The sequence below is a fragment of the Ensifer sp. ENS10 genome (assembly GCF_014852025.1).
Classification (GTDB): domain Bacteria; phylum Pseudomonadota; class Alphaproteobacteria; order Rhizobiales; family Rhizobiaceae; genus Ensifer.
Genome location: NZ_JACVAS010000021.1, coordinates 1 through 13,884 on the forward strand (window position 1 = coordinate 1; position 13,884 = coordinate 13,884).

A 13,884-nucleotide genomic window follows, 5' to 3' on the forward strand; every position below is an offset into this window, starting at 1 on the left:
ATGCAAAACAACGACCCAGGGGAGCATCAACTGGCCGGCTTCAGATCGGAATGGTGGCCGGAATGAAATCGGAATAGGTGGCCGGCTTCGTTTCGGAATCAGCGGCCGACTTCACCGGAATACGCATCCTGATCGGTTCATCGATCCTCATTCGATCGATCCTTCGGACGTGTTCGTGGATCGAGACTGGTGATGTTGTTTGGTTCCTCTAGCCCTTTCTCCGGTTCCGGCTCCGCAACGGCCTGTTCGAGGTTTACCCCGTTATTCGTCAAGGCATGCCGCACTTCCAAAGCCTGCAAGAGTTCGGCCGCCGTGATGCGCTCCGCAAACGGCATGCTTTCCTCCTGTTTGCGGATTGCGCCATGGACGACGGCCAGAATGAAGACCAAGACGCCGGGCAGGAGATCGATGGAGACGGCGCCTGCCCAGGCGGGAATGAAGTCGGCGGCGTAGCGCAACACCGCTTCTGCAGATGACAATGGCACGAACCGGTGTTCCTTAACCGGTGTGCGCGCAAGGATCTCGTCGGCAGCCTCAGAAAGCACCTTCGACTGAGCCGCCACTGAAGCGCGCACGGTTGCCATTACTCTGTCCTGACGGTCGACAAGGTCTGCATCACCACCGTCAGCAACCGGAGCAATAAAGCCGAGAGAAAGATCGTCGGCCGCGCGACGGATCGAAGGTGCGATGGACGTCTGCCCGAGCGAGGCTATGACGCCTGTGAGCGCTACGACTTCCGAGGAGAATTGATCGGCGCGCGGCTCGATTGCACCGGGCGCCGAGACCAGGGTGCGCATAGCCTCCAGCCGCTTTTGTCCTTGATTGAACAAGGTCGTCACCTGTTCGCGTGAGGCGTTGATCCCGCTTTCGAGATCTTTCATCTGTGCTGACATTTGAGACAGCAGCTGCACGACGCTTCCTGAACCTGTTGTGCCGGTGAGGGCGCCCGATTGCCGTTCAGATTGAGCAAGCTGAGCAAACCGTTCGGATGCGCGCTGGATGTCGGGCAAAAGGCTTTGGGCGGCCAGCGCGTTCTGGTGGGCCTGGTCAAGGTCTGCCGTATAGTCTTCAACGGTTTCTGCAAGATGCTGCTCGAGCGCGGCAGAACCCGCGAGCGCCGCCGCATTCAGCCAGCTAGACATAGCCAGGATCATGGCCGCGCCAAGCGCCATGACGCCGAGCATGGAGGCGCGGCCCCTATGGGTGGTGATATGCGGATAGAAGCGGGCCATATAGGACCAAAAGGCGTAGATTCCGACCGAGACAGAAGCCGAGTAGATGACCGCAGCAAAGAACACCGCAGTCGGCGAGCCATCCAGGATGCTGCGTACACCGAGGTATGTGTAGACGCCTGAGGCAAGGGCAAGAACCGCTACGGCAAACCGCGTCATCGTCTCGACGGCAGCGACCCCGTCGTGCAAACGTTGGGATGCGCCGATCGCCATGGTCAGCTCTCCGCAAAAGGAATGTATTCCTTAAAAGAGTATGAAGAAACGGGCGGAATAAAGGCCGGATTCTTCGCCGTGACGTCGGGGTTCGCATCAGACCATGAAGAATTGGATGCAGATCTCCTGTCCAAAAACAGGTTAGCAATGCGCGCGAACATTGGGTGAGGCGGTTATGGCCAAGCAGGAAGGGATCCTCGGCCGAAATTCAATCTGTCCAGGCGTACACAACAAACAACGCCAACCCGATCAAGATCAGGCCGAGGCCGAGCGCGTTTCTGGGCAAGCCGAGAAAGCGCAAACCCTGCCCTTTGGGTTCAAGTGTCGGCTTTGTGTCCTGTGGATCGCTGAGAGGGCGTCGGCCAAGCGCCGCCCATGCCATACATACGACGCCAAATGTCACACACGCGGCTGCTATCAGGACCGTTATCGACATGTGTGTCGCCTCCCATCGGACTACTCGATCCCGACCGTCCGCCGTTGTTGGAGACTAGTCACCAGCAACGGGTGGCAGGAAGACAGCTTGCGGGGCGCCATCTCCCAGGAGCGCTCCGCCCACGGCCAAATAAACCAGAACAGCACAAAGCCCGAACAGGATGAGCCAAACAGGAAACATCCCGGATGCTCGTTCTTCAGGTGAACCATAGTCGTTTCGTCGCCACATCGCTCTTCCCATTCGTACTGAAGAAGAACGAGGCTGCCAGCGACATGTTCCACGATGCGCAGCGCGCCTTGGAACCAGGAAAACTCGCGAGGCACTCGTCCAGACCCTCTTTCTTCACCGAGATGGCTCGCCACGGGAACAAGGTTTCCAGTAGCTGAGTAACCGGGGCAGAGCGGCTATGTGGTGCAACGAACTCCAATGCCAGGTCTCGATGACTTGGAACCCGACTTTCCTGCTTGTCGGTGCGATGCGGTTTTCGTGCGCAAATTGGCGTTTGTCAGGTCAATGGCTTGTTGCCGTGGGGTCCCGAGCGCGCATGGTAGTGGGCAGCAACCGCTGACGTTGCCATGCCAGCCTCCAAACACGCACCGATGAAGGCATCTCGGGCGACCGCTGCTGGAACGGAGCGATTCAACGCACAGCGGCACGTTATCATGGCTCGTTCATAGCCTTGTCCGTGCCGTATCGGCCATTCATGTTCCAGAAAATCCAGCGCGTCGTAGACCGATGCGAAAATGCGGTTCGATCCTGACTGCAAACGAACAGATAACGGGACCGCCCAAGGTATCTCAGGAAGGCGCATAATGTCCTCCTTCCGCAGGTTAACGGATTGAAAAATTAACATAAATTAGAAATGAAATTATATAGCGACAAGCCCCATCCTTCAACGTTGATACAGTAGTCATCTCGGGGGACAGGCCTAGTACATTCGCCGTACGGATTGCGAGAACGCGGTGAGGGAACCTAGTGCCGGCCTCCGGCCATGGGCTATCGCGAGATGTCCGCGGCGGACTACGGAAGGACGATGGAGCTTGTCTGATCGCTGCCGCGCAAACCGCCTCCGGATGCAGGTAAGCAGCGATCAGGAATACTCGGCGCTTTTGTGGCGGGCACCGAGTGTCACGAGATCCGGGGTCGTCATTTGAGCAGGTTGATATATTAGCAAAACCGTACCGGAATTGCCGAAAGCGACCTTCCTTGCGGGGACCTTTGTTCGTATCTGAGTGCATCGGCTCGGCCGATGGAGTTTTTCTTCCCCGCGTTCAGAGAGCCATCTGGGTGCGAACCTTGCCCCGCCTTCCCCGGCGGGGCTTTCTTTTCAATTTCCGCTTGGCGATTGTCGGAGCGCGAAGATCTCCGCGTCGGTCGGCAGCGCCAAGGCGCGAGGAACCTGATCAACCGCGAGGCGTGAAAAAGCATGAGAAAGCTGGTCGCAGGGAAGCTCCATGGCATTTATGTCACCGAGGCGAACCTCAACTATCATGGGTCGATAACTCTTGACCCGGACCACTGTGAGGAGGCCGGCATCTTGCCGATGGAGTTCGTCGAGATCTGGAACAAGAATTCCGGCGCGCGCATCTCCACTTACGTCATCCTCGGTGAGCGCGGATCCAGGTGCTGCATCCTCAATGGTGCGGCCGCAAGGACCTGCCAGCCCGGCGACCAGATCATCATATGCAACTCGGTCTACCTCGACGAAAGCCGGCTTACTTCCTTAAAGCCGAAAGTGCTGACCTTCGACGAGAACAACCACGTGCAGGATCGCCTCTGCTACTCGGTGGGGGTCGATGCATCGAGCAAATACACCTTCGAAATCCTCGACGAGGCTGAGACGGCGTTGCCCATACCGCTCATGGTGTCCGGTAGCTGATGGTTCGCTGAGAGTCCGCAAGCATGTCAGGCCCCGTGGTCTCTGGCGCGGCCGGCCTTTTGCGTCTTCCTCAAAGCGCTAATGAGAACTGCGGCGCGCTTTCGAGTTTGGCTGGTTCAAGCGACGACAGGGTCACGCCCAGCAACCGGATGCCTTTCGGAGCAGGGAAGAGCGGAGACAACAGCATCGTCATGACCGCGGCAAGCTCGGCGGCACTCGCGATCGGTGCTGCAGTTGTCTTGCTTCGCGTGATCTGCGTGAAATCCGCCCACTTTACCTTGAGCGTAGCGGTCTTGGCGCGAATGCCGCTCGCCTCGCAATAGCGCCAGACCTTTTCGATCAGCGGTTCGAGACCGGCTCGCGCGGTTTCAAAATCGTGGACGTCCACTAAGAACGTGTCTTCCGCACCGATGGACTTGCGCACCCGGTCGGCCTTCACCTGGCGCTCGTCGATACCGCGGGCGATCCAGTAGAAGTAAGGCCCTGATTTTCCGAAGTGTTGCTGCAGGAAGGCGATATCGTGAGCCTTCAGATCGGCGCCCGTTTCGATGCCGAGCTTGTGCATGCGCTCGGCGGTTGCCGGGCCGACGCCATGGAATTTCTTGACGGGCAGCGCCTCGACGAAAGCCGGACCGTTCTTCGGGGTGATGACGAAGAGGCCGTCCGGCTTCCTCTGGTCGGAAGCCATCTTGGCAAGGAACTTGTTGTAGGAAACGCCGGCCGAAGCGGTCAAGCCTGTCCTTGCCCTGATCTTTGCGCGGATCTCCTCGGCGATCTCGGTCGCAACCTCCATTCCCTTGAGGTTCTCGGTAACATCCAGATAGGCCTCGTCGAGCGAGAGCGGTTCGATCAATGGTGTGTATTCGGCAAAGATCGCGTGGATCTGCTGTGAGACTGCGCGGTAAGCATCGAACCGCGGCCTCACGAAAACCAGATCCGGGCATTTCCGCTTGGCCGTGACGGACGGCATGGCCGAATGGACGCCGTACTTGCGCGCCTCATAGCTCGCGGCTGCCACCACTCCGCGGGCCTCGCCAAAGCCGACGGCGATCGGAAGCCCGCGAAGCTCGGGATTGTCCCGCTGCTCCACCGAGGCGTAGAAGGCATCCATATCGACATGGATGATCTTGCGCGGCTGCCTGAAAGTATCTGTCACGGCTGGCTCACAGCAATAGTTCCTCGCCCGGCGATGGCGCAGGCGGCTCGACGACAACAAGCATGTTGCCCGGAAGCGGCCGCTGCAGGTGCTTCACCTCATCCCAGGATCCGGTGAGCCACAGGTCGACCTCTTCAGGTGTGGTCAGGATCACCGGCATGGCCTTTTGATGGATCGGCGCGACGATCTCGTTCGGGGATGTGGTGAGGAAGCCGAAAAGCTCATATTCGCGCTCACCATAGCGCACGCGCCTGACACCCTTCCACGGTGTCCAGAAGCCGGCGAAGAACATCAGCGGCCGCTCTTTGTTGCCGGCAAACCAGGAGTTCGGGATTTTCCCGCCGGGAACTAAGCTTGCCGGATCCGGCTCGGCAAAGGAGGTGAAGGGTACGACGCAGCGACTGGTTGGCCCGAGCCAGCGTCTCCAGTGCGGAGAGGTGACGTTTCGGATGTTGGTGACGCCTGGATCGTAGTTCTTCACGAAAGCCGGCGGCGAGGGCATGCCCCAGGTGACACGCGTGATCTCGCGTTGACCGTCGTCGCCGATGCGAACAACCGGCGCCTGGTAGCCGGGATAAACGTCATAGGATGGCTGGTTCCAGCCGGCCTTGTCGCGGAAGGCTTTGGTGAATGCGATCACGGCATCGCGTGTCGTCGTGATGTTGTAGAGATTGCACACGGGCTCTGATCCTCCGCTTTTCTCATCGTCCTTCATACCAGCGCCCGCGCGCCTCTGTCGCCGTTCCCGGCGGCCGACGCATCCGTCTGCGCGAGGCCGCGTCTCCGTGCGGATCGCAATCAACAGGCTCTTTTCTGAACTTCGTTGACTCGCAACCCAAATAGGAACAAATAGAGAACATATCAACAGGAAGCGCTAATGCATAGCCCTGAGGAGTTGTTCCTTCCAAAATGTCCCGTCCAGTCGACAATATCGTCGTCTCAGCACTTCGCCAGCGCATCCAGCGCCTCGAGGGCACGAGCGGCCGTGGACGGCAGGTCCTGCCGTTTGGTGTCGTCGAGATTGATCGGCGCTTGCCGGGCGGCGGGCTCACACTCGGTTCGTTGCATGAGGTCGCCGGCGGCGGCAACGGTGCAATCGACGGCGCTGCAGCCGCCCTCTTTTCGGCGGGCATTGCCGCCCGCTCGAAGGGCAAGGTGCTCTGGTGCGTGACGCGGCCGGATCTCTTCGCGCCGGCGCTGGCTCAAGTAGGTCTTTCGCCGAGCCGCGTCATCTATGTGGAGGCCGGCGACGAAAAGGCGCTTCTCGCCTGCATGGAAGAAGGGCTTCGCCACGGCGGACTTGGGGCCGTCGTCGGCGAACTCGCCCGCCTTTCGATGACCTCTTCACGCCGCTTGCAGCTTGCGGCCGAAAGCTCAGGCACGATGGGTATCGCGATCCGCCGCTGGCGACGACAGGCCGAGGCTTCGGATTTCGGGCAGCCGACGGCATCGGTCACGCGCTGGCGGGTGTCCGTCCTGCCGTCGGCCCCCTTGCCGGTTCCAGGCGTCGGCCGCGCGCGTTGGCTGGTCGAACTTATCCGCTGCCGCGCCGGCGAAAGTGCAGATTTCGAAGTGGAGGCCCCAGATGCCAAGGGTCGTATCGCTCTTCCTCCCGAGCTGGTCCACGGATCGCCTGAGGCGCAAGCTCGGCGACGCAGCGCCACCGGCTGAAACGCCTCTCGTCCTCGTCGGTCGCGAAAAACGCCGGCGCGTGGTGCTCTCGGCGAATGCTGCGGCGATAGCCGCTAACCTGAGGCCGGGCATGGCTGCCACGAAGGCCCAGGCGCTCGTCACAAATCTTGTCGTCATGGACGCCGATCCGGCGGCTGATGCAGAAGCGCTCGAACGCCTGGCGCTCTGGGCGCTGCAGCGCTACGCGCCGATCGTCGCTGCCGACCCGCCCGACGGCTTGGTGATCGACACGACCGGTGCCGATCACCTGCATGGCGGCGAAGACCTGATGCTTTCGGGCATGGTCAACCGATTCTTCGGATCCGGCATCGAAGCACGGGCTGCCGTTGCCGATACGTGGGGGGCGGCCCATGCCGGCGCCCGGTTTCTCGCTCATCCGACGCTTGTCATCGCGCCGTGCGCGCAGGAGAACATCATCCAGAACCTACCGATCGCAGCGCTGCGCCTCGATCCGGCAATCGTTCATGGCCTTCGCGTGCTTGGCTTCAACACGATCGGCGAGGTGGCCGGCGTGCCGCGGGCGCCGCTTGCTCTCCGATTTGGACCGGAGCTTGGCCGTCGTCTCGACCAGGCCCTGGGAAAGACTGTCGAACCGATCGACCCGGTGCGCACGCCCGATCTCATCGAGGTTCGCCGCTCCTTTGGTGAACCAATTGCGGCTGCCGAGACCATCGCGCGCTATACAGCCAAGCTGGTGCTCATGCTCTGTCGGGTACTGGAAGAAAAGGGTCTTGGCGCGCGTCGCGTCGATCTTCTCTTCCATCGCGTCGACAACACCTACCAGGCGATCCGCGCAGGTACCGCGACCCCTGTTCGCGACGCCAAGCGCTTGACGCGGCTTATTACCGATCGGATCGAAACGATCGACCCTGGCTTCGGGATCGAGATCATGTCGCTGACGGCAACCCACGCCGAACCGCTTGTGGCGAGCCAGATCATCTCTTCGCTGGTCGATGAGCCGGACGCCGATGTTTCCGGCCTGATCGACATCTTGGGAAACCGTATCGGCGCACGTCGGCTCTATCGCTTTGCACCGGTTGCAAGCGACGTGCCCGAGCGCTCCATCAACCGCATCGCGCCGATGGCGCCGGACGAAGGCCAGACCTGGCCCGGCCATTGGCCAAGGCCGGTGCGCCTGCTTGTCCATCCCGAACCGATCGAGACGATGGCGCTGCTTCCCGATCATCCGCCGGTCAGCTTCACCTGGCGCGGCGTGCGCCGGCGGGTGAGACGCGCCGATGGGCCGGAGCGCGTCTTCGGCGAGTGGTGGAAACGTGACGCCGAGCTCGTCGCCGTGCGCGACTATTTCCAGGTCGAGGACGACGCCGGCGAGCGCTACTGGATATATCGCGCAGGCGACGGCGAACACAGCGAGACCGGCAGCCACCAATGGTTCCTGCACGGGATCTTCGGATGACGACGCCGCGCTATGCCGAGCTGCAGGCTACCTCCCATTTCTCATTCCTGCGCGGTGCTTCCTCCTGTGAAGAGCTGTTTCAATGCGCAGCAGCGCTCGGCATCGAGGCGCTGGCGGTGGCCGACCGCAACAGTCTTGCCGGCATCGTGCGCGCCCATCAGGCGGCCAAGGATGCTGGCGTTCGGCTGGTCGTCGGCTGCCGCCTCGATCTTGAAGGCGACCTCTCGGTGCTCGTCTATCCGACAGACCGGCCGGCCTATGCGCGACTTTGCCGGCTGCTGTCGCTCGGCAAGAAGCGCGGCGGCAAGGCGAAATGCCGGCTCGACTGGTCCGATCTCGTTGCCTATGGCGAAGGACTGATCGCCGTCCTCATTCCCGATGCTGCTGATGAGGACTGCGCGTTGCGCCTACGGCGTCTGAAGGAAGCGTTTGGCGATCGTTCTTACTTGGCGCTGACGCTGCGCCGCCGGCCGAACGACCAGTTGCGGCTTCACCAGCTTTCCAACATGGCGATTTCGATCGGGGTGCCGACGGTCGTCACCAATGATGTGCTGTTTCATGTGCCCGAGCGCCGCATCCTGCAGGATGTCGTCACCTGCATTCGACACAACATCACAATCGACGAGGCCGGTTTCCGCCGCGAGCGGCACGCCGACCGCTACCTGAAGCCGCCCGAAGAAATGGCGCGCCTCTTTGCGCGCTACCCCGAAGCCCTGGGCCGCACCATCGAGATCATGGAGCGGTGCCGCTTTTCGCTCGACGAGCTCGCCTATCAATATCCGGAGGAGCGATCCAACCCGGAGCTGACGGCGCAACAGACGCTGGCGCAACTCACCTGGGAGGGCGCTGCCTGGCGCTATCCCGAAGGGTTGCCGGCCAAGGTCCGAAAGAACCTCGAGCACGAACTTCGACTAATCGAGAAGCTTCAATATGCGCCCTACTTCCTGACGGTGAACGCGATCGTACGTTTTGCCCGTTCAAGAGACATTCTCTGCCAGGGCAGGGGATCGGCTGCCAATTCGTCCGTCTGCTATGTGCTTGGCATTACTTCGATCGACCCTGACATAAACGACCTTCTCTTCGAGCGCTTTGTTTCCGAGGAGCGGCGCGAGCCGCCTGACATCGACGTCGACTTCGAGCACGAGCGCCGCGAGATCGTGATGCAATGGGTGTTCGAGACCTATGGCCGCGATCACGCGGCCCTTTGCTCGACGGTTATCCGCTACCGGTCGAAGGGCGCCATTCGGGATGTCGGCAAGGCGCTTGGGCTGCCTGAGGACATGACGAAGATGCTGTCGTCACAGGTCTGGGGCTGGGGCGAGGACGTCGGCGAGAAACATGCCGAGGAGCTCAATCTCAATCTTTCTGACCGGCGATTGCGCCTGACGCTGGACCTGGCACGGCAGCTGATGGGAGCACCTCGCCACCTGTCGCAGCATCCGGGCGGCTTCGTTTTGACCCATGACCGCCTCGACGAACTCGTCCCGATCGAGCCGGCCGCCATGGCCGACCGTCAGGTCATCGAATGGGACAAGGACGATATCGATATCCTCAAGTTCATGAAGGTCGATTGCCTGGCGCTCGGCATGCTCTCCTGCATGAAGCGCGGCTTTGATCTTCTCGCCCTGCACAAGGGCATCAATCTCGATCTCGCGAGCATCCCGGCCGAAGACCCGCGCACCTACGCGATGATCAGGCGTGCCGACACGCTCGGCACCTTCCAGATCGAGAGCCGCGCGCAGATGTCGATGCTGCCGAGGATCAAGCCGCGCACCTTCTATGACCTCGTTATCGAGGTGGCGATCGTGCGGCCCGGCCCGATCCAGGGCGACATGGTGCATCCCTATCTTCGTCGGCGCGAGGGAAAAGAGGCGGTTGTCTATCCGAAGCCGGAACTGGAGCAGGTTCTTGGCAAGACGCTCGGCGTGCCGCTCTTCCAGGAACAGGCGATGCGGGTCGCGATCGAGTGCGCCGGCTTCACGCCCGGAGAAGCCGATCAGCTCAGGCGCGCCATGGCGACCTTCAAGCATACAGGTGGTGTCTCGAAGTTCGGCGAGAAGCTTGTCCGGGGCATGGTCGCAAACGGCTATGAACCGGACTTTGCCGTGAAGACCTTCAAGCAGCTCGAAGGGTTCGGAAGCTACGGCTTTCCTGAAAGCCACGCCGCCTCCTTTGCGCTGATTGCCTATGCTTCTTCCTGGCTGAAATGCTGGCATCCGGACGTCTTCTGTGCGGCTCTCCTCAACGCTCAGCCGATGGGATTTTACGCCCCGGCCCAGATCGTGCGGGATGCGCGCGACCACAGTGTCGAAGTCCGCCCGGTTTGTGTGAACGCCAGCCGCTGGGATTGCACGCTCGAGGCAACGGCCGATGAAAGCCGTCTTGCCGTTCGTCTCGGCTTTCGCATGATCAAGGGGCTCGCGAACACCGATGCTGCGGCAATAGTTGCCGCGCGCGAGGAACGATCTTTCGAGAGCGTCGACGATCTCTGGCGCCGGGCAGGCGTGCCGGCTGCCTCGCTCGTCGAGCTTGCCGACGCCGACGCCTTCCAACCTTCGCTGGGGCTTGCGCGGCGCGAGGCGCTATGGGCGATCAAGGCATTGCGTGACGAGCCGCTGCCGCTCTTTGCCGCCGCTTCGGCCCGTGAAAGCCGGACTGTCGCCGAACTCGATGAACCCTTTGTGGCGCTGAGGCCCATGACTTCGGGTGCGGAGGTGGTGGAGGACTATGGGCATGTCGGGCTGACGCTGCGCAACCATCCGCTCTCGTTCCTGCGCGCTGATCTTTCGAAACGTCGCAACGTCACCTGCCGCGACGCGATGCTGACGCGCGACGGAAAATGGTTGGAAGCCGCGGGCTTGGTGCTCGTCCGCCAGCGGCCGGGCTCGGCCAAGGGTGTGATGTTCATCACCATCGAGGATGAGACCGGCATTGCCAACCTCGTCATCTGGGCAAAGACCTTCGAGAAGTATCGCCGCGTGGTGCTTGGTGCAGGCATGCTCGGCGTCTATGGCCGTATCCAGCGGGAAGGCGAGGTGGTGCATCTCGTCGCCCATCGGCTGACCGATCTATCCGCAGAGCTTGCCAGCGTCGGCGATCGGGATGCCGGCTTTCCGCTTCCGCATGGGCGAGGTGACGAGTTTCATCATGGGGCGCCGACGCCCGATCCGCGCGGGCTGCCGAAAGGGCCGCGGCCTCGCGACATCGTGGATCCCTATCTGCATCTCGATGCGATCAAGGTGAAGACGCGGGACTTTCGGTGAGGGGAAAGTCGACCCTTCGCAGGACGACGACTCGTATCCTTTCAAGTCGGGCGAAACGCGGCCGCGTCAGTCGAGGCCGACAATCTTCGCTGGCGCGAAGGTTTGGAAAGTTTTCATACCGGAAATCATGCCGGATTTGAAAAGAGGTGTGCCGACAGCGCCCTTCAGCATTCCCTCTTTTTCTTGATGTAGGTGAACGCAACACACCGGTCATTGTCGATGCAGGCCAGTAGGCACTGCAAAGGCGTTGCGTTCAAAATATACGCACGGACCCCCAGATCGCCTTCAGGTAGATCGAACCGCGCCGTCTTCGGATCGATCAGCCCTTGGCAGCCCTCGATGTAGGCCTCCACGGCCGCCAACTTCTGCTTCTCCGAATCCTTCATATCAACTCAAAAAGTGGCATCCAACTTTTTGGGGTCAGTTCAACTATCCGGCTCCAGACCGTGCGCTTCTGCGCGCTCATTACGCCAAGCTTGCGCTATTTGCGCGCGGCGGCTTCTTGGTCTCGAGCGGTCATGTTCGGCGCACATCGCGAGATGTTCTCGTTTCATGCGTCCGAAGTCGCAGAATGTCGGGAACGAGGGGCAGAGAGGCCGCAAGCGCAGCCTCTCACTGTTGATGGTCAGTTTAGGGTGAAATCCTACCGCCACCGGACTTGGTCTTGACCATCCACGGCAGAACCGCGGGAGCTTTCGCGAGTATGCCCTTCTTCTTCGCGAAGGAGCGGAATGCGTCTCGCGCCACCCGAACGGGCTTGTGCCCGTCATGGGCCAGATAGCACGTCTTCAGGGTCGCGTCGTGGATGATGTCGCGATCTCCTTTGGACCACTCCTCAAGGAAATCGATCGCGTCGTCGAGATTGGTAATTTCGAGGACCAGATCCTTCCTTTCACGCAGGTAAACTGGCCGGTCAAACATCTTCGTGTGCATTTCTACCTCACTGAATTCGCGGGTTTTCAACAAGGAAGGCGCGTGATGCGCCCGTCAAAAATTTAATTTCGCAGCCCCTTGAGTTCAAGCGCTCTCAATGAATGTTCCGTGCCAAGCCCCTTGACCGATCTGACGCCCCCTGCCACTTGTCTGGAGCAGCGTGCATCCGCTGAGCGGCCTGTCTTGAGCGACGCTTATGCCGCCCTCATTTTTTCTTTCAGAGCCCTTGAAACTGAACTTTTGCTAAACCAAATCGCTTGTCGCCAGCCGCTAGAATCAGGGCTGGACTTGCTGGAAGTGTCGTCTTTCGGCGCTTCCAATATCCATGTTGCTCAAGGAGGATATGGTTATGGCAACAACTTACGACTACGCACCGCTTTTCCGATCGACCGTCGGGTTCGACCGGCTCTTCAGTCTGCTCGAAAACGCCCAGCGGGCCCGTTCGATGAGCGATTGGCCGCCCTACGACATCGTCAAGACGGGTGACGATAGCTATCGGATCTCGATTGCGGTCGCCGGTTTTACGCGAGACGATCTCGACATCACGTTTCAAACCAACCTTCTGACGGTCGTCGGCAAGAAGCAGGAATCCTCGTCAGAAGCCTATCTGCACCGCGGGATCGCCGGGCGACCGTTTGAGCACCGGTTCGAGCTTGCCGACCACGTGCGGGTGATCGGCGCTGACCTGAACAACGGTCTCCTGGAGATCGATCTCGTGCGGGAAATCCCGGAGGAGATGAAGCCACGCAAAATCGCGATCGAAAGTGCTGCGGTGTTTGAACAGTCACAAGCTCCGACGCAAATCGAAGCATCAAATGCCGCATAGGTGATCTCGACGAACTGGGCGCCGTTCTCCTGGCGCCCATCTAGAACCCGGGTTGGAAAGGTAGGCTGCCGTTCATGCACCCCCCGCTAGCGAAAATGGCGTCTTCGACATGGAGCCTCCAGATGGAACAACTGGGTAAACAAGTAGCTCCCGACACCACAATTCAAATCACACCACCCAAGCATTACAACTGGAGCGCGCCGGATATTGTCACCTGCCTCTGTTGTCGAAAGAAGCGCCCGGCCACGAGCATGGATGCAGATGGCTGTGGCATCTGTGAAGAGTGCCTGGCGCCCTGACGACGGTGCAACACGCGGTCGTCTCCATTGCAAGTCGTTCGCTCGACCGCTGGCTCAGCCGTCGTTCGCACGAAATCCCGACAAACAAAACCGCAGCTCCGGGTCCTTGGGCTGCGGTCCTGCGCGCCAGGATACGGGTTTTCATCCGTGAAATCGTTCAAAGCCGCACGCCGGTCGGGTCCTCTTTTATCGCCAGTAGCCCCGCCCGCTATCGACCGATGACCTTCCCAAAACATAGCCGATGGTGAAGGCGAGGGCGCCAATAAGCACTCCCAGAGTGGTGGCGGTGTGAGGATGTTCTGCTGCTGCGGTCGCTACCGCGCTTGTCTCTCGCCTCACTGCTTCAGTGGCTGTTTGGGCAGCCTTACGGACGCCGGCGAGAGGTTCATCGGGTGTGCCGGTGAAGCCCGCTTTTAAATCGTCGTCTTTGGCCATGCTTGTATCTCCTGTCGAGTGCGCAAGACAAACTGATGACGGCGCCATCGGTTCCGAAGCGGTGTTCTCGCGGAACCAAACTACAATTTGCCGGTTGTCAGCG

At 60.6% G+C, this 13,884-nt stretch carries 13 protein-coding genes; 5 read left to right on the top strand and 8 right to left on the bottom strand.

What is annotated here, in order from left to right:
* Nucleotides 1-137 precede the first annotated feature (137 nt).
* The 3 genes from IB265_RS35555 to IB265_RS35565 form a co-directional block, all read right to left on the bottom strand.
* Complete coding sequence (locus IB265_RS35555; RefSeq protein ID WP_192496160.1) at nucleotides 138-1,445, bottom strand: hypothetical protein; 1,308 nt, start codon at nucleotides 1,443-1,445, stop codon at nucleotides 138-140.
* 456 nt (nucleotides 1,446-1,901) lie between these two features.
* Nucleotides 1,902-2,243 carry a hypothetical protein gene (locus IB265_RS35560; RefSeq protein WP_156414627.1) on the bottom strand — a complete coding sequence of 114 codons (342 nt, stop codon included), beginning with the start codon at nucleotides 2,241-2,243 and terminating at the stop codon, nucleotides 1,902-1,904.
* Nucleotides 2,244-2,386: 143 nt separating this feature from the next.
* Nucleotides 2,387-2,692: a DUF982 domain-containing protein gene (locus IB265_RS35565; protein ID WP_082615807.1), complete on the bottom strand. Its 306-nt coding sequence runs from the start codon at nucleotides 2,690-2,692 to the stop codon at nucleotides 2,387-2,389.
* Between the two features lie 615 nt (nucleotides 2,693-3,307).
* On the opposite strand from IB265_RS35565, the gene panD reads away from it, so the two are divergent.
* Complete coding sequence (panD, locus tag IB265_RS35570) at nucleotides 3,308-3,760, top strand: aspartate 1-decarboxylase (RefSeq protein WP_057250088.1); 453 nt, start codon at nucleotides 3,308-3,310, stop codon at nucleotides 3,758-3,760.
* Between the two features lie 70 nt (nucleotides 3,761-3,830).
* On the opposite strand, the gene dinB is transcribed toward panD, so the two are convergent.
* Both dinB and IB265_RS35580 read right to left on the bottom strand, forming a co-directional pair.
* Nucleotides 3,831-4,916, bottom strand: a complete 1,086-nt coding sequence (gene dinB / locus IB265_RS35575; RefSeq protein WP_309140595.1) for a DNA polymerase IV — start codon at nucleotides 4,914-4,916, stop codon at nucleotides 3,831-3,833.
* 7 nt (nucleotides 4,917-4,923) lie between these two features.
* Entirely contained in the window at nucleotides 4,924-5,595 is a 672-nt protein-coding gene (locus IB265_RS35580) for an SOS response-associated peptidase (protein ID WP_192496161.1), read from the bottom strand.
* Between the two features lie 230 nt (nucleotides 5,596-5,825).
* Here IB265_RS35580 and IB265_RS35585 point away from each other — a divergent pair, with 230 nt between their 5' ends.
* The 3 genes from IB265_RS35585 to IB265_RS35595 are packed head-to-tail and all read left to right on the top strand — an operon-like array spanning nucleotide 5,826 to nucleotide 11,288.
* Nucleotides 5,826-6,587: an ImuA family protein gene (locus tag IB265_RS35585; protein WP_192496162.1), complete on the top strand. Its 762-nt coding sequence runs from the start codon at nucleotides 5,826-5,828 to the stop codon at nucleotides 6,585-6,587.
* Complete coding sequence (locus IB265_RS35590) at nucleotides 6,502-8,025, top strand: DNA polymerase Y family protein (protein ID WP_192496163.1); 1,524 nt, start codon at nucleotides 6,502-6,504, stop codon at nucleotides 8,023-8,025. The genes IB265_RS35585 and IB265_RS35590 overlap by 86 nt, the downstream gene beginning before the upstream one ends.
* Nucleotides 8,022-11,288, top strand: coding sequence for an error-prone DNA polymerase (locus IB265_RS35595; RefSeq protein ID WP_192496164.1), 3,267 nt, complete (start codon nucleotides 8,022-8,024; stop codon nucleotides 11,286-11,288). The genes IB265_RS35590 and IB265_RS35595 overlap by 4 nt, the downstream gene beginning before the upstream one ends.
* A gap of 164 nt (nucleotides 11,289-11,452) precedes the next feature.
* Here IB265_RS35595 and IB265_RS35600 read toward each other — a convergent pair whose 3' ends face one another.
* A complete protein-coding gene (locus IB265_RS35600; RefSeq protein ID WP_246806165.1) occupies nucleotides 11,453-11,674 on the bottom strand; it encodes a PAN domain-containing protein in 222 nt (73 codons plus the stop codon).
* Nucleotides 11,675-11,918: 244 nt separating this feature from the next.
* Nucleotides 11,919-12,221: a DUF982 domain-containing protein gene (locus IB265_RS35605; protein WP_192496165.1), complete on the bottom strand. Its 303-nt coding sequence runs from the start codon at nucleotides 12,219-12,221 to the stop codon at nucleotides 11,919-11,921.
* 349 nt (nucleotides 12,222-12,570) lie between these two features.
* Between IB265_RS35605 and IB265_RS35610 the strand changes: the two genes are divergently transcribed.
* Nucleotides 12,571-13,047: an Hsp20 family protein gene (locus tag IB265_RS35610; RefSeq protein ID WP_057250097.1), complete on the top strand. Its 477-nt coding sequence runs from the start codon at nucleotides 12,571-12,573 to the stop codon at nucleotides 13,045-13,047.
* 485 nt (nucleotides 13,048-13,532) lie between these two features.
* Here the strand turns inward: IB265_RS35610 and IB265_RS35615 are convergent, their stop codons facing one another.
* Complete coding sequence (locus tag IB265_RS35615; RefSeq protein WP_192496166.1) at nucleotides 13,533-13,781, bottom strand: hypothetical protein; 249 nt, start codon at nucleotides 13,779-13,781, stop codon at nucleotides 13,533-13,535.
* Nucleotides 13,782-13,884 lie beyond the last annotated feature (103 nt).

Coding starts and splice junctions, on each gene's coding strand:
- IB265_RS35565 (WP_082615807.1), bottom strand. CDS start 2,692: ATGCGCCTTCCTGAGATACCTTGGGCGGTCCCGTTATCTGTTCGTTTG.
- IB265_RS35555 (WP_192496160.1), bottom strand. CDS start 1,445: ATGGCGATCGGCGCATCCCAACGTTTGCACGACGGGGTCGCTGCCGTC.
- IB265_RS35600 (WP_246806165.1), bottom strand. CDS start 11,674: ATGAAGGATTCGGAGAAGCAGAAGTTGGCGGCCGTGGAGGCCTACATC.
- IB265_RS35615 (WP_192496166.1), bottom strand. CDS start 13,781: ATGGCCAAAGACGACGATTTAAAAGCGGGCTTCACCGGCACACCCGAT.
- IB265_RS35585 (WP_192496162.1), top strand. CDS start 5,826: ATGTCCCGTCCAGTCGACAATATCGTCGTCTCAGCACTTCGCCAGCGC.
- IB265_RS35590 (WP_192496163.1), top strand. CDS start 6,502: ATGCCAAGGGTCGTATCGCTCTTCCTCCCGAGCTGGTCCACGGATCGC.
- panD (WP_057250088.1), top strand. CDS start 3,308: ATGAGAAAGCTGGTCGCAGGGAAGCTCCATGGCATTTATGTCACCGAG.
- IB265_RS35610 (WP_057250097.1), top strand. CDS start 12,571: ATGGCAACAACTTACGACTACGCACCGCTTTTCCGATCGACCGTCGGG.
- IB265_RS35595 (WP_192496164.1), top strand. CDS start 8,022: ATGACGACGCCGCGCTATGCCGAGCTGCAGGCTACCTCCCATTTCTCA.
- IB265_RS35605 (WP_192496165.1), bottom strand. CDS start 12,221: ATGCACACGAAGATGTTTGACCGGCCAGTTTACCTGCGTGAAAGGAAG.